This is a genomic window from Paenibacillus plantarum (genome assembly GCF_013141695.1).
Taxonomy (GTDB): Bacteria; Bacillota; Bacilli; order Paenibacillales; family NBRC-103111; genus Paenibacillus_E; species Paenibacillus_E plantarum.
In genome coordinates this window covers 60,096-85,303 of record NZ_WHNY01000005.1, presented here as the reverse complement: position 1 = coordinate 85,303, position 25,208 = coordinate 60,096, and the positions used below count along the sequence as shown (strand labels likewise).

The 25,208-nt window shown below is 42.5% G+C and carries 24 protein-coding genes; 10 read left to right on the top strand and 14 right to left on the bottom strand.

The window, feature by feature from the left end; translation table 11 throughout:
• Window positions 1-63: 63 nt before the first annotated feature.
• The 5 genes from GC096_RS01720 to GC096_RS01700 form a co-directional block, all read right to left on the bottom strand.
• On the bottom strand, window positions 64-840 hold the full coding sequence (locus GC096_RS01720) for a polysaccharide deacetylase family protein (protein ID WP_171628583.1): 777 nt from the start codon (window positions 838-840) through the stop codon (window positions 64-66).
• A 21-nt stretch (window positions 841-861) separates the two neighbouring features.
• The gene (locus GC096_RS01715) at window positions 862-1,980 is read right to left on the bottom strand and encodes an MGDG synthase family glycosyltransferase (RefSeq protein WP_171628582.1); all 1,119 of its coding nucleotides are present in this window, start codon (window positions 1,978-1,980) and stop codon (window positions 862-864) included.
• 95 nt (window positions 1,981-2,075) lie between these two features.
• Window positions 2,076-3,500 carry a HAMP domain-containing sensor histidine kinase gene (locus GC096_RS01710; protein ID WP_171628581.1) on the bottom strand — a complete coding sequence of 475 codons (1,425 nt, stop codon included), beginning with the start codon at window positions 3,498-3,500 and terminating at the stop codon, window positions 2,076-2,078.
• Window positions 3,497-4,171, bottom strand: a complete 675-nt coding sequence (locus GC096_RS01705; RefSeq protein WP_171628580.1) for a response regulator transcription factor — start codon at window positions 4,169-4,171, stop codon at window positions 3,497-3,499. Before GC096_RS01705 ends, GC096_RS01710 begins: the two co-directional genes overlap by 4 nt.
• A 108-nt stretch (window positions 4,172-4,279) precedes the next feature.
• Window positions 4,280-5,077, bottom strand: a complete 798-nt coding sequence (locus GC096_RS01700; RefSeq protein ID WP_171628579.1) for a COG4705 family protein — start codon at window positions 5,075-5,077, stop codon at window positions 4,280-4,282.
• Window positions 5,078-5,193: 116 nt separating this feature from the next.
• Between GC096_RS01700 and GC096_RS01695 the strand changes: the two genes are divergently transcribed.
• Entirely contained in the window at window positions 5,194-5,856 is a 663-nt protein-coding gene (locus GC096_RS01695; protein WP_171628578.1) for a phosphatase PAP2 family protein, read from the top strand.
• 6 nt (window positions 5,857-5,862) lie between these two features.
• Here the strand turns inward: GC096_RS01695 and GC096_RS01690 are convergent, their stop codons facing one another.
• Genes GC096_RS01690 through GC096_RS01680 form a run of 3 tightly spaced genes read right to left on the bottom strand, consistent with a single transcriptional unit; the run spans window position 5,863 to window position 8,372 of the window.
• Window positions 5,863-6,471: a DedA family protein gene (locus GC096_RS01690; protein WP_171628720.1), complete on the bottom strand. Its 609-nt coding sequence runs from the start codon at window positions 6,469-6,471 to the stop codon at window positions 5,863-5,865.
• Window positions 6,472-6,511: 40 nt separating this feature from the next.
• A complete protein-coding gene (locus GC096_RS01685; protein WP_171628577.1) occupies window positions 6,512-7,459 on the bottom strand; it encodes an ABC transporter permease in 948 nt (315 codons plus the stop codon).
• Window positions 7,452-8,372, bottom strand: a complete 921-nt coding sequence (locus tag GC096_RS01680) for an ABC transporter ATP-binding protein (protein ID WP_171628576.1) — start codon at window positions 8,370-8,372, stop codon at window positions 7,452-7,454. Before GC096_RS01680 ends, GC096_RS01685 begins: the two co-directional genes overlap by 8 nt.
• 166 nt (window positions 8,373-8,538) lie before the next feature.
• Here GC096_RS01680 and GC096_RS01675 point away from each other — a divergent pair, with 166 nt between their 5' ends.
• A complete protein-coding gene (locus tag GC096_RS01675) occupies window positions 8,539-9,237 on the top strand; it encodes a response regulator transcription factor (protein WP_171628575.1) in 699 nt (232 codons plus the stop codon).
• 3 nt (window positions 9,238-9,240) lie between these two features.
• On the top strand, window positions 9,241-10,611 hold the full coding sequence (locus tag GC096_RS01670) for a sensor histidine kinase (RefSeq protein WP_171628574.1): 1,371 nt from the start codon (window positions 9,241-9,243) through the stop codon (window positions 10,609-10,611).
• On the opposite strand, the gene GC096_RS01665 is transcribed toward GC096_RS01670, so the two are convergent.
• Window positions 10,601-11,674 (bottom strand): YheC/YheD family protein, encoded by a 1,074-nt coding sequence (locus GC096_RS01665; protein WP_171628573.1) that lies wholly within the window; start codon window positions 11,672-11,674, stop codon window positions 10,601-10,603. The genes GC096_RS01670 and GC096_RS01665 overlap by 11 nt on opposite strands.
• A gap of 318 nt (window positions 11,675-11,992) precedes the next feature.
• Here GC096_RS01665 and GC096_RS01660 point away from each other — a divergent pair, with 318 nt between their 5' ends.
• Window positions 11,993-12,511, top strand: coding sequence for a C40 family peptidase (locus GC096_RS01660; protein WP_246302517.1), 519 nt, complete (start codon window positions 11,993-11,995; stop codon window positions 12,509-12,511).
• 174 nt (window positions 12,512-12,685) lie between these two features.
• Here the strand turns inward: GC096_RS01660 and GC096_RS01655 are convergent, their stop codons facing one another.
• Window positions 12,686-13,204: a hypothetical protein gene (locus GC096_RS01655; RefSeq protein WP_171628572.1), complete on the bottom strand. Its 519-nt coding sequence runs from the start codon at window positions 13,202-13,204 to the stop codon at window positions 12,686-12,688.
• A 239-nt stretch (window positions 13,205-13,443) separates the two neighbouring features.
• Here GC096_RS01655 and GC096_RS01650 point away from each other — a divergent pair, with 239 nt between their 5' ends.
• Window positions 13,444-14,205 (top strand): YheC/YheD family protein, encoded by a 762-nt coding sequence (locus GC096_RS01650; protein ID WP_171628571.1) that lies wholly within the window; start codon window positions 13,444-13,446, stop codon window positions 14,203-14,205.
• A gap of 308 nt (window positions 14,206-14,513) precedes the next feature.
• Here the strand turns inward: GC096_RS01650 and GC096_RS01645 are convergent, their stop codons facing one another.
• Window positions 14,514-15,824, bottom strand: a complete 1,311-nt coding sequence (locus GC096_RS01645) for a bifunctional DedA family/phosphatase PAP2 family protein (protein ID WP_171628570.1) — start codon at window positions 15,822-15,824, stop codon at window positions 14,514-14,516.
• A gap of 178 nt (window positions 15,825-16,002) precedes the next feature.
• Here GC096_RS01645 and GC096_RS01640 point away from each other — a divergent pair, with 178 nt between their 5' ends.
• The 5 genes from GC096_RS01640 (at window position 16,003) to GC096_RS01620 (ending at window position 23,193) form a co-directional block, all read left to right on the top strand.
• Window positions 16,003-16,797 carry a YheC/YheD family protein gene (locus GC096_RS01640; protein WP_171628569.1) on the top strand — a complete coding sequence of 265 codons (795 nt, stop codon included), beginning with the start codon at window positions 16,003-16,005 and terminating at the stop codon, window positions 16,795-16,797.
• 37 nt (window positions 16,798-16,834) lie between these two features.
• Entirely contained in the window at window positions 16,835-18,067 is a 1,233-nt protein-coding gene (locus GC096_RS01635; RefSeq protein WP_171628568.1) for a threonine synthase, read from the top strand.
• 976 nt (window positions 18,068-19,043) lie between these two features.
• Window positions 19,044-20,156 (top strand): glycosyltransferase, encoded by a 1,113-nt coding sequence (locus tag GC096_RS01630; protein ID WP_171628567.1) that lies wholly within the window; start codon window positions 19,044-19,046, stop codon window positions 20,154-20,156.
• Window positions 20,157-20,195: 39 nt separating this feature from the next.
• Window positions 20,196-21,536: a sugar phosphate nucleotidyltransferase gene (locus tag GC096_RS01625; protein ID WP_171628566.1), complete on the top strand. Its 1,341-nt coding sequence runs from the start codon at window positions 20,196-20,198 to the stop codon at window positions 21,534-21,536.
• A 442-nt stretch (window positions 21,537-21,978) separates the two neighbouring features.
• Window positions 21,979-23,193 carry a COG4705 family protein gene (locus GC096_RS01620; RefSeq protein WP_171628565.1) on the top strand — a complete coding sequence of 405 codons (1,215 nt, stop codon included), beginning with the start codon at window positions 21,979-21,981 and terminating at the stop codon, window positions 23,191-23,193.
• Between the two features lie 348 nt (window positions 23,194-23,541).
• Here the strand turns inward: GC096_RS01620 and GC096_RS01615 are convergent, their stop codons facing one another.
• The 3 genes from GC096_RS01615 to GC096_RS01605 are packed head-to-tail and all read right to left on the bottom strand — an operon-like array spanning window position 23,542 to window position 24,842.
• On the bottom strand, window positions 23,542-24,312 hold the full coding sequence (locus GC096_RS01615; RefSeq protein WP_246302516.1) for an ATP-binding cassette domain-containing protein: 771 nt from the start codon (window positions 24,310-24,312) through the stop codon (window positions 23,542-23,544).
• Complete coding sequence (locus GC096_RS01610; protein WP_171628564.1) at window positions 24,309-24,530, bottom strand: hypothetical protein; 222 nt, start codon at window positions 24,528-24,530, stop codon at window positions 24,309-24,311. Before GC096_RS01610 ends, GC096_RS01615 begins: the two co-directional genes overlap by 4 nt.
• Window positions 24,531-24,842 carry an MFS transporter gene (locus GC096_RS01605; RefSeq protein ID WP_171628563.1) on the bottom strand — a complete coding sequence of 104 codons (312 nt, stop codon included), beginning with the start codon at window positions 24,840-24,842 and terminating at the stop codon, window positions 24,531-24,533. It abuts the gene before it with no gap.
• Window positions 24,843-25,208 lie beyond the last annotated feature (366 nt).

The window sequence follows — 25,208 nt, the reverse complement described above, 5'->3', positions numbered from 1 at the left end:
AGTCTATGGCCTTTACAAGGTCTAGTCTGCCGTTATTTTATATTCGTATTTTGAAGGGGATACTCAAGCTTTTAGGCTAGATAGATCTATTGGGTGAATCGTCGTTTGATCATCCAACTGCATTCTTTGATCAATTCGCATAAAAGGAATACCTTGCTTTCTGCATTCTTCCACGAATTCCTTCAATGCTTCCAACATGTACATCGGTGCGTATGGATTCGCCCCTAATGTCTGTCCACTATCGTGCAGCACGATGATGTCGTTATTTTGCAGCCTTGCAAACAGCTTTTTCTTGATCCTATCTGTCCCACCGCTGCATCGCCAATCGCCAACCATTAAGGACCATAATACGAGTCGAAATTGTTTCATACGCAGAAAATCAAATATGTTAATAATCCCCCACGGCGGTCGATAATAGATCGGCTTGATTCCCAATATGGCGTCGATCACGTTTACGGTATCTTGCAATTGCTTTCTTACCTTTTTCGGGGTCAGTACAGCATTGGTCCAATGCCTATAATTATGAATGCCTATCAAGTGTCCTTCTGCATGCATCCTTCTGATGATTTCCGGATATTTCTCCGCTTTAGCACCAAGTATAAAAAAAGTCGCTTGAATGCCATGTAATTTTAATATATCTAAAAGTTGAGGTGTGAATGCCGGATCTGGCCCATCATCAAACGTCAGCGCAATCCCGGTTACTCCCTTCCCTTTACGATAAGCGCTAAAACCACCTAATCGAACAATGGCTGTCGGTATAATTGTATAGACTAGAAGTCCGATAAGTATCGTCCATATGATATGCGATCCATAATGGCTGTTGTGTACATGTATCCTCATCTGGGCCCTCCTACGTAACTTCTAGATCGACAATGGGATCGCTTCCCTAGCCAATCTATGTGTAATATCACTGACGATATGAGCAGCTGCTTGACTTCGTTGCATCTCTGCCATACGTTTTCTTACCTCTTCATATAGGCTTGGATGTCGGAATAAATAATCCATATTCGAGACTAATTCCTCTAGGCTATTCGAAATCGAGGCCATTCCCCGACTCGAGAGGTATAAAGCATTCTCTTTTTCCTGTCCTGCATGCGGCCTATAAATGAAAAGTGGCAACCGAAGGACAATGGCCTCGGTGATAGTCAATCCTCCCGCTTTCGTTATGATACAGGCAGCTTGTGACATCCATTCGTGCACGTTGTCGACATATCCTAATATGCAAATACCTGGGTTCGTTGCAAATATTTCAAGTAGTCTCTGACGTAACTTCTCATTGTGACCACAAATGACAACCAAACGAAATTGAGCAAACATGGCTAGGGCGCTAATCATGTCCTCCATATAGCCATTTACGCTGTTATCGGTTGCCATGATGAGAATGAGATTTCCTTTGCGACCTCGAGCTATTGAACTTTCCATAGCAAATTCTTGACGAATTGGAATGCCACTTACCTCTACGCGTTCCTTATTAACGCCATGAAAAACAATTTGCTGCTTTAATTCCTCTGTAGCCACATAATATTTATCGACACTCGGATGCAGCCAACTCGCATGCAAAGCATAATCCGTAAGTACGGTGAAGTTCTGAATCCCCATGGAGCTGCACACTTCAGGAGCCGCCCCAAAGGGAAATGTATTAACGACCACATCAGGTTGCTCTTCCTGAATGAGCTCTTTTAATTTCTTTTGACCTAAATAGGTCATCGATTTCTGAAAGAGCGCGGTCTGCTTCGTTTCACGAGTTAAGTAATAGCACCAGCCATAGTAATCAAGACCAAAGCGTGAACTTCTCACACTGGTGTTAATCAGTGTCGTCGTAATTAAATTGATGAACGGATGCCCTTCTTTCATGAGGTTAACGATTTTCACATGCTCTATTCCTTGCTCTATGAATTGCTGATACAAGGCCTTGGAAGCCTGTAGATGACCATTCCCGTAGCTAGCCGTAAGAATTAGTACACGAGGATTAGCGTTCATGCAAATGGAAACCACCTTTCATCATCAACATTTCAGGAGAGAACTCCTTATTTCGTCTAAACTTTACTTGATGAACATGAGAGGAAAATGAGAAACTAAGCATCTACTATTTGATGGAGAGGGAAAGTCAGTTGTACACGTGTTCCTTCACCTTCCACACTCGATATCGCCAGGCTTCCTTGATAATTGAGAACGAGTTGCTTCGCTATCGCGAGACCAAGTCCCGTACCTGCAATCTCACGATTTCTCGCTTTATCGACCCTGTAGAAACGATCAAATACGAATGGTAAATCAGCTTCAGGAATCCCAATGCCATGATCTTGTACGCTGATTTGCACCTCATTTTTCAGGCGAATCCCTTCAATTACAATCCGTTTCGTCAAACTCGCGTATTTGACTGCGTTATCTAGAATGATCATCAGCATTTGCTCCACATGCAACGGATTCATCAGTAGCATAACGTCTCTTATGGCTTCCGTGTTCGCAATAAATTCGAATTCAGCATGCATGACTTCAAAGCGTTTCAACGTTTCCGCAATGAGCGGCTCCAATTGGATTGCTGTGATGCTATCACTTATTAAATTGGCTTCTACTTTCGTTAAGGTTAATAGCTCTTGTACCAACTTTTTCAAACGCCTAACTTCTTGAAGGGAAGCCTCCAAGGATTCATCAAGAACAGCAGGGTCTGATTTCCCCCACCGATTCAATAGAGACAAATGGCCTTCCACGATCGTAATCGGTGTCCTCAGCTCATGTGAGGCATCTTCTACAAATTGTTTTTGCTGAAGAAAAGAAAATTCAAGTTGATTCATCAATTCATTAAATAGCTTGGCTAAGCTAGATAACTCGTCACCATTTTGAATATCGGTAACACGTTCGGAAAGTCCTTTCTCTTTGACGCTGCGAATCGTTGACGCCAGTGCTCGTATCGGCCGCATAAACTGCCTAGAAATCGCTAAACCACTGATCACGCTGATAAACACCGCCAAAATACCACCGATCAGCATCACCCATAGCAAGGTGTCACTGAAGTGATCGAACGTTTCCAAGTTACTCGCCAGCTCTATGGTTCCAACGAAACTCCCCGCGACTAACGGACTGCGGTATATGAGAATATGATCTTCTTTGTGCGTCGTCGTGTCGTAAAGCTCTGGAATAACCACTGACTTGGGTACAACCCAGTTCGTTACAAAATGGTTCGCTACGGCTACTAGCGGCTTCCCCTCTTTGTCGAGGATACGCACCAATTGGTTTTTTCCCGACATTTTCTCGATATAAAGTTGGCTGTCCGCAATAGGAAAGTCGCTAGTTGCAGCTAATTTATCCTGGAAATAGTCTTGGAGCTGTACCATATTGACTTGGATTTTATCTTCCTCTTGTTTCATCATCCACTGCTTCAGTACTAAATATTGCGCAAAATTATAGGAGGCAAATAGCAGAAAGATCAGCAAAGCAGCTCCCAGCATGAGCTTCCATTTGATAGGAAGACTTTGAATTGACCTCGTTAAACGTCCTCTCATCGCATCACGTATCCTATTCCCCGAACGGTTTGAATACAGCTATTTTCGCCATCTAGATCTAATTTGTTGCGTACGTATCTCACATACACATCAACCACATTCGTCTCCACCAGGGAATCAAATCCCCATACTTGGTCCAGCAGCATATCACGCGTAAGAACGAGATGATGATTTTTCATAAACATGACTAATAAATCGAACTCCCGCTTCGTCAGTTCAACGAGCTGCTTATCTTTATAAACCAACCTCGCATCCAAATCCACCGTTATATGTTGAAAAGTAAGCTGTGCATGCTGTACATTTCCCTCAAGCTCCATGCGGCGAAAGATAGCCCTGATACGTGCTAACAACTCTTCAATGGCAAAAGGCTTCGGAATATAATCATCCGCACCGCTGTCTAAACCAGAAACACGATCCTCGACACTATCTCTCGCTGTAAGCATAAGGATAGGGGTCTTTTGAGCAGCGCGGATTCGACGACAGACCTCAATTCCGTTCATTTGAGGCAGCATGATATCCAGAAGTATCAGATCCCAATCTTCTTGAAGGGCCAGTTCTAAGCCCGTTTTCCCATCGTAAGCAGCTTTCACCATGAAAGCTTCGTGTTCGAGTTCCAATTGGATGAATCGGACGAGATTTTTTTCATCTTCTATTAATAAAATGCGCTTCATTAGCGGCATCTCCCTTCACGTACTATTCTGTCTACTATAGCTGAAGTAAATGAGAATACAATGAAATTACAAAAACCTGCCTAATGATGGCAGGTCGTTTGATTATGTTTAGGCAACTTTGACATCTGGTTTGGTTTCGTGTGACAGCGCTGGAGAACCGCCACGAAATACAACTAAGATAACAATGAATATTGTTAATACCAACGTAACTGAACCGCTGCCGAAGCCCACTCCTCCATTAGTTTGCGAGGCCGATAACCAATCAGCAAACGAGGCTCCTACTGGGCGCGTCAAGATATACGCGAACCAAAATGCGAAAATTTCTTTCATCCCAAACATGAAATACCCCACAACTGGAATGACAAGCATACCTGTAAATAGCAGCCCGGAAGTGAAGTATCCCAAGTGCATGCTCGTCGCGGTCAAATCTCCTGCAGAAGTACCAAGAGCAAATGTCGTTAGAACCGTCAGCCAATAGAAAATCTCACGGCGACGCGTGAAAATACTATGCACCGATAACGTTTTTTCCTTGTAAAACCAAGTGATGAGAATAGCAGCTAGCGCCGCTACAAAGAAGATGGTCGAAACGATATAGGGAATGCCCAGTCCTACTCGCACAACGTCCGCGGCCATTGTGCCAAAAATGCTAACCATGATGACGACTAGCCAGTAAACCCCTGGCACATATTTGCGCACTTTGAACTGTAAGATCATAGCTGCTACGAAAATAAGAACACTAAGCGGAGCTGAAATCAGTGGATTTAAGTGCTCAAACAGGTAGTCAGAGGCGACTTCTCCCATGCCGGTTGTCAGCAGTTTGGTGATCCAAAAATAGAGCGTAATTTCCGGAACCTTGGCAGCCAATTGTTTCATGTGATTAAATGTAGATGATGTAGAATTAGTCATTATTGATCTCTCCTTACCCTTGAAGTTCCCAAAATATTACGTGGCGACATATTAACGACTTGAATTTGCTATACTATCCTTATCTTACTTATCAGAGAATTGGAGCTTACTTGGCAATGAACTCAAAATTAAAAGTCACTATTTTCCTTATTCTAAGCATTATTTCTGTTCTTTGCTTTGCCGTTGTGGCTTCCCTGTTAAAAGGGCAGTCGATTGCACAATTTGACAGCAGCGTGATCTCTTCGATTCAAGGCATGGAAAGACCCTGGCTGACTTCCGCTATGAATGCTTTTACATTCATCGGCTCTACGCCAGTGGTTATCGTCATTTCAATAGTCTGCCTATTTCTCTTCTTCAAATTCCTGCATCACCGACAAGAGTTAGTTCTATTTCTAATCCTTGTGGCGGGGACGGCCATCTTGAATTTGATTTTGAAAATGATTTTTCAAAGAGAGCGCCCTTCTCTTCACAGGCTCATTCAAGAAACGGGATACAGCTTTCCCAGCGGCCATTCCATGGAGGCTTTTGCGCTGTATGCCGCACTTGCTTTTCTACTGTGGCGACATGTCCCTACAAGACGCGGCCGAACGATCGTCATTTTGTTCAGTATTCTGATGATACTTATGATTGGTATTAGCCGAATTTATCTCGGCGTCCATTATCCGAGTGACGTTGTTGGCGCTTATTTTGCCAGTGGATTCTGGTTCACCTTTAGTGTTTGGATCTTCCAATGGTATATGGAAAATCGTGATAAAAGAGTTCGTGCATCTGGACGATGAGAAAGATTACGATCTTCTCGCTTTGAAAGTCAGCTTATAAATGTGTCTAACGATGAAGATCATGATCGCGGCAAGCATGATGTAGCTGACAGGTCGAATATAAGGTTCAACTTGCTGCCAATTCTCGCCGAGCTTAAATCCAAGGTAGGTTAGCAGCATATTCCACGGCAAACAACCTAGGAAAGTAAAGAGGACGAATCGTGAGAATTCCATTCTTGCGATTCCGGCTGGCAAGGATATGAACGTACGTATTAGGGGCAAATTGCGCCCAAAGAAAGCTGCCCATTCCCCATACCGGCTAAACCATGCCTCTGCTTTATTTACATGCTCAGGCTTGATCCAGACATATTTCCCATGCTTCATAAGCAATGCTCTACCACCTGTAGCCCCTACCCAATAAATGAGCATAGAACCCACTAGATTTCCGATTACACCCGCACTCACAACCTCGAAGTAACTAAACGAACCTTGTTGAATATAGAAACCGCCAAATAACATAATGACTTCGCTTGGAATTGGAATACAGGCACTTTCCAACAACATGCCGATGAAAATACCAAAAATCCCATAGCTTTCAATTAACGAAGTCGCATGTGTAGAAATCCAATCAATCATTTGATGCAAATAAGCCACCCCTTGCTAAATTCTTATACCATTATGCAGTAACGTCTTTTTTCCTAAATACAAGCCATGAGCAAACATTGAAAATGATAAAGTAGCCGATAATAACTTTGACTGAGAAAGCGAGTGTCATTCCTGCAATATTGGGAGCACCGTTCAAATACTGTGTTAGATCCGTATTTTCAAATAAGTAATATTTCGCCCAGTTATATTGGCTCAAGAATCCAACGATGCTAGTCCCAGCAAACATAATACCGATAGAAAGCGCGATGGCGATCGAACTGCTGCGTGAAATCGTAGAAATCATAAAGGCCAACGTGACAACCAACACCATTTGAATACATTGATATAAATAGGTGCTGATGGCATGTTTCACAATGCTGGTTTCATGAGCAATCGTATCGCTTGATGCGTAGACATACGGAGCACTTATGTCCTTAAATCCATGCAAGAGGCCTGATACTAAGAAAGCTGTAGCGAACAAAATAACAAATAACAAAATCGAGAAAGTAAATGCAGATATATATTTGGACAGAAGAATTTTGGAGCGAGATGAGGGCCGTATAAGTAGAAGTTTGATCGTACCATCGGTGAATTCTCCTGCTACACTATCGGCTGCAATAATAACTGTCATCAAGGTGACCACAATCATAAGACTTGAAGCATTGAGCATGTTCCCCCAAAGGGTTTCTTCCGTAGGTGGAATATTATGATCAATATGATACTGATTCACATTAATACGCGAAGTAACACGTGTTTTCCATTCAGGTCCTCTGTTCATATTAGTTAATTGCACGGTATCGTTTTGAATCTGTTGCTGCATATTGACCTTCCAGTTCGCATCAGCCACTTGGGTAGGCTTTACACTGTATTGTTGGGCAATCAAGAAGCAAACCGTCGTGAGTACGAGACCAATGATTAATAACCACGTACGCAATCGTTGGTATATCTTCATATTTTCATTTAAGAGCAGATTAACCAATGGACTCACCGCCTGTCATTTTCAAAAATTTATCTTCCAACGTAGGAGAGTTCTTCTTAATCCCATAGAGCTTGATGCCAGCTCTCATTAAACGTTCAGCCACCAAGGCAATTTGCTCTCTTTCTAGCCAGCAGACTAATCCGTCCTCCGCTTTCTTGGCCTGTGCCTCTGGGAAATCAGTAAGTGATTGTACAGCTGCATCTAAGTTGTCTACTTCGAAAGTTACCGAGCTGAGGAGCCCCTCATGCATTAAATCCTTAATAGACTGCACCTCAACTAATTTGCCATTTTGGATAATCGCTACACGATCGCACATAAGCTCCATTTCGGAAAGTAAGTGGCTAGACACAAGAACGGAAATTCCTTCTTCACGTGTTAAGGTGTACAAGTAATCCCTTAACTCTCTAATCCCCGCGGGATCCAGGCCATTGGTTGGTTCGTCTAGAATGAGCAGGGATGGCTTATGTAAAAGCGCTTGTGCGACACCTAACCGTTGTCTCATACCTAACGAATAGGTTCTAACTTTATCTTGGATGCGATTCTCTAAGCCAACCAATCGAATGACTTCTTCGATTCGTTCCTTGGTCACACCGGGCACCATTCGGGCAAAATGGATCAAATTCTTATACCCGCTTAAATACTTGTACATTTCAGGATTTTCAACGATCGCCCCTACTTTGAGGATCGCGTTATTAAAATTCCTTGTAATGCTATCCCCATCAATGAGAATATCCCCATCCGTGATACTCATTAGGCCAACCATCATCCGAATGGTCGTTGTCTTTCCAGCCCCATTTGGCCCCAGAAACCCAAATATTTCGCCTCTAGGCACATTAATATTTAATTTATCGATGATTGTTTTATTCCCGATTCGCTTCGTCAAATTTATGATTTGAAGAATAGGTTTTGCCATGACAACAAGCCTCCCTTTTCATACTCACACGCCGTTCTACTGCCCTTACTATAAAGATGAATCATGAGAATCTTATGAGAAAAAGAAAACGAACCTACCACCTTTCCGAAGCATAAAATGCATGGTCAATGCGTTTATAGCGATAGGTAGAAAAGAGTGGTATCCCATGACATGCAAAATACTCGTCATCGAAGATGAAGAGCGAATAGCAAGGCTTCTACAGTTAGAACTCCTACATGCCGGATATTCAGTTGAGATTGCCAATGAGGGTTCTGATGGGTTAAAGAAATCATTGCATGACGATTGGAGTCTTATTCTTCTTGATATTATGTTACCTGGCATGAATGGATTTGAATTCATTACTTCCTTCCGTAAAGTGAATACAGAAACACCTATCATTATACTAACTGCTTGCGGTACGCCTGCCGATATTGTGAATGGCCTTGATCTTGGCGGGCAGGACTACGTGACTAAACCTTTCCATATGGAGGAGCTATTAGCACGTATTCGTGCTTGCATACGCCATCATAAACGGCCGCGTGATCCTTATAAAGAAAACAAGAACAATGAAACATATATGTATTCGCTTCGAGGAACCCTTGTGAATCTTCGGACACGGGAAGTTTTAGTGAACGGAGTTAAGATCGATTTGACCCCCAAAGAGTTCCAGCTTCTTATTTATTTGATCGAGCATCCCAATGAAATTCTCAGTAGAGAGCAAATCATGAAAGATGTATGGGGATATGCTTTTCTCGGGAATTCCAATCTGGTGGATGTCTATATCCGCTATGTCCGCAAAAAGCTGGATGCCTCCTTCCCTGCGATCCGAACCATTCGCGGCGTTGGTTATATTTTGGATATGTAACCTATGAAAATAAAAACAAAAGCCGCTCTGCTGTCTTTCGTTTGGTTAATCGGTATCTTGTTACCCCTCACTTTTGTTATTTACTATTTGTACGCACAGTTCGAAAAAGAGGAAGAAACGGAAAGATTACAACATTCCGCAAATGAAATCTTCAAAAACATATCATCTATAGACTTGCTATTCGAGGAGAATAACCTGCTTCTGAATTCCTATCTCCCGAATCACACGATGATTCGCGCCATTGACAAGACATCTGTGATAAAAAACCAAGCTTCAAACCGTTTTGAATTATTCGCTATACCTCCTCAACACGCGGATATCCAAGAGGCTTATTTAGCAACTTATCACCGAGAAAAAGTCATGATTGTTCGAGAACCTATTCGCAATGGGACAGAGATTATCGGAACCTTGGAGATCATTTCAACGCCAACTGAGTTAGAACAAAGCTTATATCGCTTAATTCTAATCATTGGTTATGTTGCATTAGGCGCGATCCTTCTATCACTTTCAGGAAGCTTCTTATTATCTAGACTGCTGTTCTTACCCCTCTCTCGCGTGATAAAAATTATGAAAGAGATTGAAACGAGTCTGGAGTTTAGGAAATTGCCCTTAAATCCCAAGTCAAATGATGAGCTTTACCAACTGTCAGAGACGTTTAATCATATGATGGAACGAATTGAGAGTAGCATGCGGAAACAGCGGCAGTTTACTTCCGATGCCTCTCATGAATTTAAGACCTCGCTTACGATTATTGAAGGCTATACCTCCCTTATTCGAAGATGGGGCTTTGAAAATATGGAGCTTCATCAAGAAGCTCTTGAGGCTGTTCATGCAGAGAGTAACCGAATGAAGCATGTTACGTATCAACTGCTCGAATTAGCCGAATTGGAACATGAATCGAAGCTCATCTATTGTAACTTTGACCTCATCTCACTTTGTACAGAGACTACTCAGCTTCTGCAGCCACTCTCAAGTAAGAAGATCCTGCTTTTCCCGGCTGATCAAAGTCTATTCATAGAAGCGGATCGTTTACAGATCAAACAAGTACTGCTAATTACCTTGGATAATGCTTTGAAATATGCGAATCAACATATAGACATATACCTCGAACATCAGGAATCACATGTCTGTATCCGAATTGTCGATGATGGCATCGGTATTCCTTCCGAAGTTTTGCCTTTCATTTTCGACCGATTTTATCGCGTGGACCGATCTAGGAGCCGGCAAACAGGTGGATCTGGCTTAGGCCTAGCGATAGCCAAATCGATCGTCACCTTGCATGGTGGGACTATCCAATTGAACAGCGATAAGAATTGCGGAACTGAAGTTATCATCTCCCTCCCCATGAAGAAACCCTCTAACGTTACGAGTTAGAGGGTTTTTGATTATTTTGATTCAATACATACTTCGCATATTTCATTGGCGTTTCATAGGTCCGATAAAAGGTTGATTTCATCTTTGCCTTTTTGAAGGAATAGCGCTGATCTCGCCCGTTGATCTCTATTAATTTAATAGCACCTTGCCGATCTACGCCGATATCTAGACCGACGTCCGCCAAATGAGTCAATTTCTCACTCAAATACCACATAATCTGTAACGAAGCTTCGCGGACAGCAGCCTCCATCTGTTCCGGCTCGAATCCGCTCGCTTGGAACAACTCCTTGACCTTTTTTACCTTTCCACCTTTGGCTACATTCGTAACGTGTCGTCCTGCCGCAGCAATCCTGCCAATCATTCCGATAAGTTGCCAGCTACCCGTGCTGCCGCGCTGTACAGTTACGCGCAAATCATAGGGTCTTCCCTCGTAGGTTGCTACCGGAATGGCTTCTTGAATCATATATCTCATCTTCCCCACATACCTCGTGATCGTAGAGACAGCTTTTTTACTAGATAGCAACTTGGGTGACCCTTTTTTCCAGTAAAACAGCCATTTCCCGCTCTTATGCTTTTTAAGTTTCATAATCCCATCACCTACACTACTATTCGTTGGCTTGATATATAGAGAGGAATAATTCTTCATTGCCGATTGTAACTGAGCTTCTGTAAATACCAGGGATACTGGCAAATAGGCTCGCAGCTTAGGGTTCTGATAGATCAACTTATAAATCTTATACTTGTCATATCGATTTTGTCGATTGAATAAGAAGCTAGTTTGCGACAATTGTTTGAGCTTTCCGTTCTCCTTGGAAGAAAAGGTAATGACGCGGTTATGTGTCACCGCAGGAATAGGAAGGCGTTCGCGCTTGTATGTCTTTTTGCGATACGTAAAACCTGATGCTGATTTTCTCCCCATTTGATCAAGTGACATATAAAAGAGCTTCAGACCAAGCTGCTTTGCCGCTTTATTATAGAGAGCAAGCCGCTCGTTCCCGGTTCTTCTGCTAGGGATTCCTTTAAATGTTTGCCGATCTACTAAGATACCAACCGTATCAAGCATAGGTGCACCACCATTCAGATATGAACTATGGTACAGTATATGACCCTGCGATCTCAGCCATCACGGTAGCTACCTACGAAGTTAGATTAGAATGTTATCATAAACGGGATACATGAACTAGCGTTTGTGGGCCTTCTTTGTAATGTCAATGATTTTATGCGCAGGAAACTCTCATCGTTTTCTAATAAACCATTCTCTAGCCTTATGAGCCCTCTATTACAGCGCTAGTTAGTAATCCTTAGGAGGTTATAAGTGTGTTAAGGTTATCCCAGGCCAAGTGAAAGCCTAATACACGATCCTTAAGGAGGATATCCAATCATGAATACTATGAAAACGAATCGCCTGAGAAAGTCGCTATTAGGAATGACACTTAGTGTTTCCTTATTTGCTTCTATGACTGTCATGGCTGCTCCACATGCGGCTCACGCAGCTACATCTAATACGGTATCTACGGCATCAACTTCGGCCTCTACCAAGGCTGGCAGTATCATTAGCTTGGGTAAAAGATACCTTGGAGTTCCTTATAAGTTCGGCTCTCAGAAAGGAACTACACGCACATTTGATTGTTCCTCCTTTACGCAATATGTCTATGGTCAGTATGGGATTACATTGCCACGTTCTTCTAAAGAGCAGTCACAAGTAGGTACTTATGTACCGAGAAATCAACTACAACCAGGAGATCTAGTCTTCTTCTATTCCCCTATTCATCACGTCGGTATTTATATCGGGAATGGCAAGGTTATGCATACGTACGGCAGCCCAGGTGTAACGATTACGGATATGAATTCCGGTTGGTGGAGCACGCATTACAAAACGGCTCGCCGCGTAATTAAATAACGTTAACCCAAATAACAAGACCTCCTTCACTTCATTAGTGAGGGAGGTCTCTTTGCCATACATCATAGTAGATTCTTCGCTTCATAATCTCTAAACTTTCCGGGAATGATAAGAATATGCTCTAAGATGAAGGCCTTTTCCGTAACCTGCTCCCCCCTGAGGTTTGCTATCTATTCAAAGAAATGCATGAATCAAAAATAAAATAGCAAAGATAAGCCCAAACCGCATATGCCATTTCCGATCAAGTCCTCGGTAACGAAACACCCCCGCGATAGGTACAGGCAGTAAAACAACTCCAGCTGCAAGACCGCTAATATGGGCAAAATCTATCTTGAACTCATACAGAAAAGCTCCAATAATATGAAGTGCGATAAGTCCAATTGCAAGAATAGCGAGCGGCGAATGCCATTTTCTCATGATTCCAGTAAGGAAAATCGCACCTTTTTTTAAGAGTGAGCCTTGACTCATCCATCGTTTTTGGAGCAATGTCTTCAAAATGTAATAAGCCAATACAGCGAACAAAAGGATCCTTGCTTGAGATCCATAATTTTTATATAGACCCTTGAATGCACGATCGTGCCATTGTGAAGAAGTTAAATGATACATATTCCATGCGCCATAAATAACGAAGACAAGCGTAATTGCGCAACTTAACAAAACCCACTTTTTATCTTTTGTCCATAGTGTCCTCATTTTCTGTGCCGCTCCCTTTTTCATAAAATTTCAGTGCCCGTAAGAACAAAGGCATCATTAGTTATCAACATTACGTGATGAAGATGAGAAAAAAATGAGAATCATATGTGAACCCCACAATAGAATTGTTTCAAAAATTTAATTTCCTACTAGACTCCACTCCAAGTCGCTCCACCTTATTTGAATATGATAATGGGTATGATCCAAGCCAATTCCCAAGTAAAGGTGCTGTGTTGACAATGAATCGTGCAAGAACAGTAGGAAGTAAATGGGTAAAAACGAAAGTTCTATTACGCCATAAAGAACTTCGCAAATTTGTTCCGGAAACAAGGATCTACAGTCAAACCAACTTGCTTCAGATGTTAATCAAACATAAGATGGTTTATGTGAAGCCCGACCATGGTACGGCTGGGAATGGCATTATTCGAGTGGTGAAAAGTGATAAATACCACTTAAAAGCCGGTAAAGTTGCTAAATCATTTGGAACGTTTCAAAGCTTATTCGCTGCTCTGAACAAAGCCAAGTTAAAACGATCTTACCTCATTCAACAAGGCATTCACCTTCTAACCCATCACAAGCGAATATTCGATATACGTATTATGGTGCAAAAAAACCAGATGAAAACTTGGGAGACTACTGGTTATATCGGTCGAGTCGCGCATCCCAAAAAAATAGTGACGAACTTTCATAATAGCGGGAAACCGTTACCCTTAGAATTGCTGCTTAGTTCCTATGTAAATGGACAGAAGAAAAAGGATTATATCCATAGCCTGCGAAATTTAGGATATCGAATTGCTAAGCATTATCAGACGAGTTATCCGAGATTCAAAGAGATTGGTATCGACATTGGCATCGATAAAAAATTGAAACCATGGGTACTAGAAGTGAATACATCACCGGATCCCTTTATTTTCAACCAACTACAGGATAAAAGGATGTTCTTCAAAGCTCTGCATTACGCGCGAGCAAACGGTCGGTTCTTACATCTGCGACGTAAGTAAACCCAAAAACTCCAATCCATGTAAACATGGCATTGGAGTTTTTTGTAATGCTATTAAATTAAGACAAATCTAAGAATTTGACGAAGGAAAAGAAATCTAAACACGATAAAACCTCTTTCATTCATGAATTTAATTCTTATTCTGTGTAACCCTCTTGCCACGACGCGCGCATTAAAAACGGTGGTTGTTCCATTAGCATTTCTATAAACTATGCCATAAAACTGGTTAACAAAAAGCATCATATATCAACTCCTTTCAAATGAGTTAATATATCTTATTCTTTAGATTCATAGATGTGAGGGCGAGTTTCATAGATTACTATGGTTAAATTCTCTAATTATATTTCTGCGCAGCATACGAAGAGTCTCCAGAAGGATCACGTTCAAGCTAAGCCATATACCCCCAAATACATAACCCGCGACAACATCACTTGGATACTGGACATAAAAGAAGATACGACTGATCCCGACTAGTAAACATAGCGTAATTACTACCAAGGTCACTGTTAGGCGAATGCTTAGATTCCCTTTATGTCTGACTAGCAAGTAAGCTGCGAAGCCGCATACCGTCAAGGAAATTAAGGTTTGCTCACTAGGAAATGTATAGGGAAATTCATGACTACCTGTGGAAGGTCCAACATGCTGAAATAACATACGCAACCCCTCATCCAGCGCTTCTCCTCCCAAAATAACGAAGGCAAAACACATCAATTCAAGCATGCGATCCTTGCCCTTCCATACAATCAAAATTATGGTTAGTCCAATCAATGGCGTGAACACATAGTAAGATCCCAGAAGCGCAAATCGATTCATCCAGATCCCCCAGCTCGGGTCAAACGCCTCATGAATGATAAAGCTAACGACTTCATCAAAAAGCCTGAATTCATTCTCTAAGTACTCCTGAATCATGCCAATCATGAGCGATAAGCAAGCAGCAAACACTGTAAAAGCAGCCATGACAATAAACTTTACTTTGCCCATCGAATGAAAATGAGATATCCCCTTCTGAAGGCTGCTTGTCAGCAGTTCAATAAACCGAATCTTATTTCTCCGATAGACGTATACGAGCAGAAATATGAGAGCCGCGGTAATCCCTACATAAATCAGGTATCTATTAAGTGTATGGTGGTACTGCTCCCACTGTGGACCTAATACCTTGCCGAGCGATATAAATACCGTCACCCAGATGAAAGCTCCAGTATAGGTATAGCAAGCATAAGTCCGGAAAGGGATCCGCGTGACCCCAGCAAAGTATCCAGTGAAATGCCGAACGCCAGGAATAAAGCAAGCTACAAGCAACAATTTATTGCCATACTTTTGAAACCAATTAGATATTTGGGAAAGCCTATCGGGTCCAACATGAAAGCGAGCGCCGTATTTATTGAAAAATGGTGTGCCTAAATGAAACCCAATCCAGTAGGATAGCGTCACCCCGGTGGATACACCAGCACCAGCTGTCAATATGGCAACGATCCAATCTAATTTCCCTTGAAAGATAAGTAGGCCTGCATAACTCATCAAGACTTGACCGGGAAACGGCAAAGCCAGCATTTCAAGTAAAAGGGCAAAAAAGAGCACCCAATAGCCATATTGCTCTAACCAATTTGTTAAAAACCCCAAATGAACCGCTCCTTCCCCTTGTATTCTGAACGTATTCCATGCAAAATAACCCATCTTAGAACAATGCGTTAATTATTACTCATTTTCCAGTGAAATAGGCAACTAGCTGCCTCGTTCGATACTTGGTCATCATAAACTATGAAGACTGTCCATTATGAACGTAGAGGAGCAATTCCACATGCACTCACTCCATCGAAATTGGAAGATTAACCATGTTAATAAAAAGAAAATACCCACAACTTCTAAGACAAGTAAATGGAGCAAACACAAACTGCTCAGTCAGTCTGCTTCCACTCGACCTCATTTACCTGAAACCAGATGGTTAACTGCCAGCAGCTTCTGGCTTATGATCGCCAAGTATGGCGAAGTCATTATTAAACCCACAAGTAGTTCTGGAGGACATGGGGTCATACGAATTAAACACATCGGGATGGCGACTTATGAGATTCATGATGGCGCTAGAAAAAGTAAATTAACCAAACTTCAAACGAACCAATTCATCAGCAAGAAGCTTAGCAGGAGTCATATTGTACAGAAACGAATCGCCCTCGCTACCGTGAATGGCAAACCTTTTGACCTTCGAGTGATGGTACAGCGGCGTCCGAATTCACATTGGCAGGTGACTGGCAAATTGGCGAAAGTGGCTGGGAAAGGCTTCATTGTAACGAATACCGCCAAAAGTCATGGCTACGTTATTACGGTCAATAAAGCGATCGAGCTATCCAATCTTCCTACTCTGAAAACTACTGAACTGCTTAGAAAGTTAGATCAAGTTGCCTTACATGGTGCAGCTAAACTAGGTCCTTCCTATCGATGGGTAAATACGTTCGGCTTCGATATGGCTCTCGATACGAAAGGACGCGTTTGGATCATTGAAGTCAACCTCGCTCCTATGCTTGAACTATTCCTCAAACTTAAAGATAAGTCAACTTTCCGTAAGATCAAAGCCATTCATATGAGTAGGAAAATTTAACTCTTACCCTACTGCACAGGCAGAGGAGGCTCAGATCATGACTCGAATGGGGCTTTATTGCTCACGATGTTCCATGCAAATTCCTTTCCGATATCAAGACATGAAATGTGTATGCGGTGGTACCTTATTGGTCCACTATGACTTAGAATCTGTTGCCAAAACAATGACCAAAGAGGCTCTCTGGCATCGAAGCAGTTCGATGTGGAGATATAAGGAACTGCTTCCCGTCAGCGATCCAGATTGCGTAGTTTCCTTAGGCGAGGGGTGGACGCCATTGTTGCGTATGTCTAACTGGGAGCAGAAGCTACAGCTAAGTGAGCTTTGGATCAAAAGAGAAGAACAGAATCCGACTGGCAGCTTCAAATCGAGGGGATTTTCTGTAGCAGTTTCCTTACTGAAGGAGTCTAAGGTGACTAAAGCTGCCGTTCCATCTAATGGCAATGCTGCAAGTGCCTTGGCAGCTTACGCAAGTCGGGCAGGGATCGCATCCTTCGTTTTTATTCCGTTAGACTGTCCTTCATTAATTGTAGAGGAATGTCCCCTTTATGGTGCTTCAACATGCCTTGTAGATGGATTCATTCATGATGCTGCTGCGATCATCGAAGCAGGTAAAAAGGATCAGGGATGGGTGAATGTCGGCACATTGAAGGAGCCAGGCCGTGTCGAGGGGAAGAAAACGATGGGGATCGAGCTTGCCGAGCAACTAGGCTGGACATTTCCTGACGTCATCATTTATCCAACCGGTGGCGGCTCAGGCATTATTGGCATGTGGAAAGCCTACTTAGAGCTCAAAGCGCTGGGTTGGATTCAATGTGACATGCCTAAATTCGTTTGTGTGCAAGAGGAAGGCTGCCAACCGATTGTCGAGGGTCTCCGATCGCGGAGAAACGGTGCTGATCGAAATGCGCTTCCGTCTGTTCAAGCTGGAATCACCTCCAGTCCAACGGGAATGCGCGTACCGAATCCTCCGGATCTAGACCTCATTCTGTCCATTGTGGAACAAAGCGGCGGCACAGCGATCGCTGTATCCAAGCAACAAATTGCTGAAGCCGGTCAAACCTTAGGCGCGCAGGGTATTTCCTCATCGCCTGAAGGCTCAGCGACTTGGGCAGGCTTATTGACCCTTTGTGATAGCGGCTGGCTAAGTCCCTCCGATTCCGTAGTCCTTTTTAATACTTCGCACGCCATGAAATATGCTGCTAGCGGTGTGCCAGATTCATTGCCTATCATCAAAAACTATGAAGAGTATCTTCGTTTGCGCAATGCATAGATGAACCTTTTTGAAGCAGGATGCGTGCATGAAAGCAAGTTAACCCATTTAAAAAAAGTATCCATAGGCTGATCACTTTTCAAAGTGTCCAGCCTATGGATATCTACCAAACTCACGCCCGATTTGAGATACATCTTCGCCTGCCTTTTAGCAGCCAACTTATTCCTAGCAATACGATAAATACGATGATACCAATTGCGTCTGGTACTTGGCTTTATAAAAATATTTCTAAATTAATCATAGTCTTATTAATATCTACCCGTCCCTATGGAATAATGATAAATTAGCACATGGAGCCGCGTGCTGTTCAACTCCTTATTTCAGTTGGTATTTAAAAATTAAAACAAGAAAAGAACTCCTTTCGGAGTCCTTTTCGACGGTGAATAAATTGATGGTACTTTTGCCTTGAACCTTACTTTGCTCGGTCTCTACCTCATCACACTATTGCAGTACAAGACTACATTAATGAGCTCACGGCACATCGCCTCGCTTCAATATGGATTCAAAAACAACTTCCCTGGTGTTTTATCTTTGAATGTTCTGGGACACGACACCTCGCTGTTTTCACCGTCGAAAAGTAGTATGTCCGCTCTGAAAAGGTTATATGTAACATGACTTGATTATCGTATTGTATCACCACTTATGACTCTTCGTTACCGATTGAACCCTGGAAGATTAACAGTAGAACTGAGCATTCATTCAAAAGTCTTGAGTAACGATGTATTCTATCAATTCCCTTCTCCAATCCACTTAAATTATGAGTACAAATTAATACTAATTACTCCATACCATTTCTTTCTCTCGACATATCATAATAAATACATTGATTATATGGAGATGAGCGAGTGACAAACCAAATTGAAGTGTTAGTCCAACGAATTCTGGTGATTTGTTCAAAAAAGCGGTGTAGATTCGTTCATGAAAATACGGTTCACAATCGTAAAGGCTATCTGAAATCCAACAAGCTGATGTCAATATGAAGCCCTATTATGTTGTCTGGAAAGGTCCTGTACACAAAAGAAGCGGTCTTGGTCGTGCAAGCAGAGCGTATGTCCGATCACTAAAGCGCCAGGGTGTTACTGTTGGAGTTGGTACTTTAAGACATGGCATAACGGTAAAAAGACGAAAAGCACTTATTTATCATCATATTCCTAGTCATATTCAATGGAAGAAAGAGCGAAGTCTTTATGGTCGAATTATTTTGAATACCGTTTGGGAAACAAGTAGGATCCCCAAAAGCTGGCGTCCCCATATGAACAAATTTGATGCGGTTTGTGTACCTTCACAACATAATAAAAGGGCATTAAAGAATAGCGGTGTAAAAATACCGATTTTTAATGTTCCTCATGGTGTTAACACCATGGAGTTTCATCCGAACAATAAGAAGATGGCTTTGCCTCGTGCGGCGGGAAAATTTACATTCGTGTCTGTCTTTGGCTTCCAGCATCGTAAAAATCCAGAAGGCTTGCTGAGGGCTTACTGGGAAGAATTTTCATCAAAGGACAACGTTATTCTTGTAATCAAAACGAATGGATATGCAGCTTATGAGAATGAGCAATGGATTAAGCATCAGATATCGACATATAAAAAAAGGCTTGGTATCCGCAAAGATACAGCCCCTGTTGTCATTATCGGCAGGCGACTCAGTGAAAGCCAGCTGAAGGGTTTGTATACGCTCGGTAATGCCTTCGTTCTCCCCACTCGTGGTGAGGGTGTCGGACTACCTTTTCTAGAAGCGTTGGCGAGCGGTGTCCCGGTTATCGCAACAGGTTGGGGCGGGCAAATGGACTTCCTTACACCCTCCAACTCGTTTCTAATTCCTTTTAAGCTGAGGAGCCCATCCGTCAGCATGAACAGTCCGCGTGCCATTTCTAGAAAGTTCAGAAATCTTTTTGCGCAAAAAGGACAACTATGGGCGGAACCGGACCTACACAGCTTGAAGAAGATCATGAGGAAAGCATATGAGAATCCCGGACTTTGCAAAGCAAAAGGACTCCAAGGCAGAAGAGATATGTTTCAATTATCATGGGATCGAGCGGGAAAGTTACTGAAGCGTGCGGTTGAAAAAGTAATGCAATCTAATAATTAAAAATGCAGGGTGATGTTCCCCAAGGAAGGAGAAATTGGCATGCGTATAGTACTATTGTGCGGGGGCTCGGGAAAAAGGCTATGGCCTTTATCCAACGAGATTCGCTCCAAGGTGTTTCTTAAACTTTTGAAAACCGAAAATGGTGCCAGCGAATCGATGATTGGGCGAATATGCAGACAATTGGATGAGGTGGGCCTACTACAATCCACATGTATTGTCACTCATCAAAGTCAAGTTGAAATTACGCGTAACTATGTTGGTGAACACATTCCGATCATAGAAGAACCTTATAAAAGAGGAACATTTACAGCAGTCGCTTTAGCTGTCTGTTATCATCATGAGATCATGCAAGTGGATCCGAATGAAACCATTTGTATTCTTCCAGTAGATACTTATGTTGATACCGATTTTTTTCGGCTACTCCACTCCTTTCCTGTAGTCCTTTCACATTCTAAAGCAGCTCTTGCTCTCCTTGGTACGAAGCCAAATCAACCCTCTGATCAATTCGGATATATTGTTCCAGTTCTACCAAAGGAGAATGACGAATATGCTTTCGTGCGCCAGTTCATTGAAAAACCTAATATACTTGCTGCCAGCCAATTAATTGAGCATCACGCTTTGTGGAACTGCGGTGTATTTGCATTCAACTTGGCATTCATGTTGAGGTATTTGAAAGACAATGGACATCCTGTCAAAGTTGCGTCTTGGTTAGCAAATTACGAAAACCATGCAAATCTAAGCTTTGATCGAGAAGTCGTTGAGCACACACAGCCTGTTGTTGTCATGGGCTATGAAGGGCAATGGACTGATCTGGGAAGTTGGACCTCGCTTAGCAGTCATTTTGAAAATAGAGTTATCGGATCGGGACGGATATCAGAAGATTCCGTGAGTTCCCATCTCGTCAACGAACTTCCCTATCCCATTGAAATTATTAGCGTTCCCGATATCATTGTTGCTGCAAGTTCTGACGGAATTTTGATCGCTAATAAAGATAAAGCTAATCAAATCAAGGATTTACTCTCCCAAGTGCCTCAGTTACCGATGTATGGAGAGAAAAGATGGGGTTCCTATCAAGTACTGAATTATTGGAAAAATGATAATGGCATTGAAACAATGATCAAGAAAGTGTGTCTCACCAAAGGAACCTCTACGAGCTATCACCTGCATCTCAAACGCCAAGAAATCGTGACGGTTTTGTCAGGTAGCGCGGAAATCCTTATGGAGGACAAACTGTATAGGCTCGTGGCTGGCGAAGCTTTACAGATTCCAGCAGGCATCAAACATGGAATCAAGGCAGTTACCAATCTTGAGTTGATGGAAGTCCTGTTAGGTGATGAACTTGTACAAGAAGATACCACTCGTTTTACTATAAACTGGTAGAAAGATCTAGCTGATTTTTACAAGAGGCTACAAATTTCAATTTACTATTACGGACTAATTATTAAGTTTTCGAATTTAGTAAGAGATATGGCATATAAGACAAGCCAGGACTGAGCATTCTCTGTCCTGGCTTGTCTATGTTACTAAGGCTTCCATACCTTAGTTCAATGGATTCATAGAGACGTTTGAAACCATTGGTAGTCTAATTGAGCTAAATTCATAAGTAACTCCTTCAATCGTTATTTTCACCTGGTTGCAAGCTTACTAAAGCAAGATTAAAAACTGAAGAAATTGTGTATGACTTGAGGTGCTTTCATTTTGCTATGAACATCAGATCGGATAACTACTCGTCCATAAAACGATTTCTCATTTTCTTCTCATCTGAAGCTAGTAGACTAAGCAAGTCTAGGGGTTTAAAAAATCTTGAAAAAGGGGATTGAAGATGAAAACAATTCAATCGAATGAAATAAAGCGGATGTTAAGTAAAGTCCCAGAGGTCACCATTTATTTTTGGATCATAAAAATTTTATGTACCACAGTCGGAGAAACTGCTGCTGATTTCCTCAACGTAAATCTCAATTTCGGATTAACGGGTACCTCCATTGTAACTGGCGTCTTGTTGCTTGCAGCCATGTATGTTCAGTTTAAGTCCAAGAAATATATACCTAGTATCTATTGGTTGACGGTATTCTTGATCAGCATCTTTGGTACGCTTGTTACCGATAATTTGACAGACAACTTGGGAATCCCTCTTGAGGTAAGCACGATCGTTTTCAGTGTAGCCTTGGTATTGACCTTTGTCTTATGGTATGCCAACGAGAAAACACTCTCGATCCACTCCATATTTACGAAGCGAAGGGAAGCCTTTTATTGGTTAACCATCTTGTTCACATTTGCACTGGGGACGGCAGCTGGAGACCTCATGGCAGAAAGTTTGGGACTTGGTTATGTCGTAACAGGCGCCATCGTTTGTGCGGTTATTGCCATCATGACTGTCGCGTGGCGAATGGGGCTTGACGCTGTGCTAGCCTTCTGGATTGCTTATATCATGACGCGTCCATTGGGTGCTTCAATCGGGGATTTCCTTTCCCAAACACAAGATAATGGCGGGTTAGGCTTAGGTGCAACGGTAACAAGCGCAATATTCATTGCAGCGATTCTGCTATTGGTCATTTACCTTTCTGTCACGAAGCGAGATTTGATACCAACAATATCAATATCAGCCAAGACAGCAACGGAACCCAAACGATCCAACGCTTTGTGGCAAGTTGTCGTGGTAGTAGCTATGCTAGTGATCGCGGCAGGTACGGGCTATTATTTACGGCATAATAGTCTCCAAGATGCCTTACCGCAGGGGTCTTCCTCTAGCTCCGTCACGCAAGCATTCCCACAAGATGACATTTCGAATTTCCGTAAAATTACGGAAGATACATTAAGTCTTGTTCAAGCAGGAAATCCTTCAGCCGCAAAGACACGCGTGACTGATTTGGAGACCGCTTGGGATAAAGCTGCGGCCCGGCTGAAGCCAATAAATAAAACGAAGTGGAATACGATTGACAATGCCATCGATAAAGTATTGCGACAAGTCCGTGCTGTACATCCAGATGTTACTGCCTCTAAAGCATCGCTGGAAGCTTTGATTTCCGAACTTAATTAGTGAAAGGGAACGAGGATACGCTATTTACGGATAAATGTACAAAATGGGCATCAAAGGGGAACGACAGTACCTTATTTAGCTCAAATACGCCAAAATCAGATGAAATAAGGCGAATAGCGTATCTACGTTCCGCTTGGAGTCAATTGCACCGGATATCGGGGAAATAGCGCATCTACGTTCCCTTTTGAACAATGTCATGCACCATGTATTCAGATTTCGGAAGCCACAATGGGTTTGAATCAGGTTTACTCATCGATCATTAACGAAAAACGAGGCTGTCCCCAAGGTCCAACTTGACCTTGGAGACAGCCTCTTCTTACATTCGATCATTTAACGTTAGCGAACATTTCAAAATGAAGCATCTATTAGCCTTCTTGAAGCAGGATGTGCACATGAAAGTAAGTTGGCTGTTGCCACTTGCTCTACAAGCTGGCCTCCGTCAAGAACAGCTACTTGATCAGCTAATAAACTTACTGCCAAGACGTCATGCGAAATAAACAAATAGGATAGTCCCTTCTTCTCCTTTAAATCTTTAAGATGAAGCAGGATTTGCTTCTGAACCACCATATCCAAACTACTTACAGGCTCGTCCAGTACGATTAGCTTGGGCTCCAGCGCAATGGCTCTTGCAATATTCACCCGTTGAAGTTGACCTCCACTCATTTGCTTCGGCTGCTTATGCCTATCGTTCGCATGAAGACCGACAATCTCCAACAGCTCGGATACCTTTCGAATCTCTTCTTGTGGCGATAACCGTTCATAGTTTCGTAATGGCTCAGCAATAATTTGTTGAATTGAAAATCGAGGGTTTACCGCAGAGTAACAGTCTTGAAAAACAACTTGTATATCGCGGCGTAAGCCCTTCCGTGCTTTCACATCAGCACCATACAGATCGGTACCTAACATCTTCACGTTGCCGCTATCCGGCCGTAGAATACCTAGAATGATCTTGCCCAGCGTACTCTTACCCGTTCCACTCTCACCCAATATCCCCATACACATGGCTGGTTCAATCGTAAACGACACATCGCGAATGCCTGCTCCCTCTTTCATGCTTGTTCGGAAAAAGCCGGATGATCTATAGGTTTTGGATATGCGATCAACCACGAGTAGACTCAATGCGCCACCTTCTTCCTACCCTGATGCGACAAAGCAAGGATGATGGTAACGCCTCCCAATCCGGCTGCTATGCTTAACATCATCTCAAAGCTAAATGATTCCGCTAACCAGCCCATAAGAAAAGCGCCCGATGAAGTTCCGAAATCCGCTGCAGCAATAAACCAGCCGATCGAATATCCTCGAACTTGTGCAGGAACAATGAACGAGATATAGGTCATTTAAGTTGGATACAGCAATGAAAGCGCAAGACCACTGCAAACAAACACAGGCGTAGATATCGATATCGCAAGTAATGCAGGAGACAGCGTAAAACAGACAATGAGCGGTACAACAAGCCATTTGGGATACGTGTCAGACGATGGAATATGTTTTCGCCCAAAGAACCTAATCAGAATCAGCACTGCTGTTTCCGTCAAAAAATATAACGGAGCCGAGTGCATGCCCTGACTCTCCAAATATAAGGGCAAAAACGTAGGAGCAACGCTGAATACAACAGAAGCAAGTAACATAATGACGGATGGAAACAACACGTGAGAAACACCTTTTTACCCTGGAGGGGTTGTAAATCTGGTTCCTTCATTTCCTGTATTGGTGTATATTGGCCCATCGACATGAATAAGCGAATGCCTAAACCGATATTTATCACGCCCAAACCTGCAAATATCAGTAACAACGTTGTCATGGAATCTGATCCTTCATATACAAAACAAACGGTGGCACGAACGTATACGGAATCATCGAAGAGAGCGAAAGCAAAGATAGCCCTTGTCCTCTCATATTCTCCGACAGTAAATCCACATTGCAACCCAAAACCGAAGCTTATCCTAGATAATCTGTAGGTATTGTCAACAAATGTTCACAAATAGATAAAGACAGCCCCGAAATCTGGGCTGTCT

Bases quoted from the DNA above. Each gene is read 5' to 3' on its own strand.
- GC096_RS01720 (WP_171628583.1), bottom strand. From the start codon at position 840: ATGAGGATACATGTACACAACAGCCATTATGGATCGCATATCATATGG.
- GC096_RS01715 (WP_171628582.1), bottom strand. From the start codon at position 1,980: ATGAACGCTAATCCTCGTGTACTAATTCTTACGGCTAGCTACGGGAAT.
- GC096_RS01710 (WP_171628581.1), bottom strand. From the start codon at position 3,500: ATGAGAGGACGTTTAACGAGGTCAATTCAAAGTCTTCCTATCAAATGG.
- GC096_RS01705 (WP_171628580.1), bottom strand. From the start codon at position 4,171: ATGAAGCGCATTTTATTAATAGAAGATGAAAAAAATCTCGTCCGATTC.
- GC096_RS01700 (WP_171628579.1), bottom strand. From the start codon at position 5,077: ATGACTAATTCTACATCATCTACATTTAATCACATGAAACAATTGGCT.
- GC096_RS01695 (WP_171628578.1), top strand. From the start codon at position 5,194: ATGAACTCAAAATTAAAAGTCACTATTTTCCTTATTCTAAGCATTATT.
- GC096_RS01690 (WP_171628720.1), bottom strand. From the start codon at position 6,471: ATGATTGATTGGATTTCTACACATGCGACTTCGTTAATTGAAAGCTAT.
- GC096_RS01680 (WP_171628576.1), bottom strand. From the start codon at position 8,372: ATGGCAAAACCTATTCTTCAAATCATAAATTTGACGAAGCGAATCGGG.
- GC096_RS01675 (WP_171628575.1), top strand. From the start codon at position 8,539: ATGACATGCAAAATACTCGTCATCGAAGATGAAGAGCGAATAGCAAGG.
- GC096_RS01670 (WP_171628574.1), top strand. From the start codon at position 9,241: ATGAAAATAAAAACAAAAGCCGCTCTGCTGTCTTTCGTTTGGTTAATC.
- GC096_RS01665 (WP_171628573.1), bottom strand. From the start codon at position 11,674: ATGCTTGATACGGTTGGTATCTTAGTAGATCGGCAAACATTTAAAGGA.
- GC096_RS01660 (WP_246302517.1), top strand. From the start codon at position 11,993: ATGAATACTATGAAAACGAATCGCCTGAGAAAGTCGCTATTAGGAATG.
- GC096_RS01655 (WP_171628572.1), bottom strand. From the start codon at position 13,204: ATGAGGACACTATGGACAAAAGATAAAAAGTGGGTTTTGTTAAGTTGC.
- GC096_RS01650 (WP_171628571.1), top strand. From the start codon at position 13,444: ATGAATCGTGCAAGAACAGTAGGAAGTAAATGGGTAAAAACGAAAGTT.
- GC096_RS01640 (WP_171628569.1), top strand. From the start codon at position 16,003: ATGCACTCACTCCATCGAAATTGGAAGATTAACCATGTTAATAAAAAG.
- GC096_RS01635 (WP_171628568.1), top strand. From the start codon at position 16,835: ATGACTCGAATGGGGCTTTATTGCTCACGATGTTCCATGCAAATTCCT.
- GC096_RS01630 (WP_171628567.1), top strand. From the start codon at position 19,044: ATGAAGCCCTATTATGTTGTCTGGAAAGGTCCTGTACACAAAAGAAGC.
- GC096_RS01625 (WP_171628566.1), top strand. From the start codon at position 20,196: ATGCGTATAGTACTATTGTGCGGGGGCTCGGGAAAAAGGCTATGGCCT.
- GC096_RS01620 (WP_171628565.1), top strand. From the start codon at position 21,979: ATGAAAACAATTCAATCGAATGAAATAAAGCGGATGTTAAGTAAAGTC.
- GC096_RS01610 (WP_171628564.1), bottom strand. From the start codon at position 24,530: ATGACCTATATCTCGTTCATTGTTCCTGCACAAGTTCGAGGATATTCG.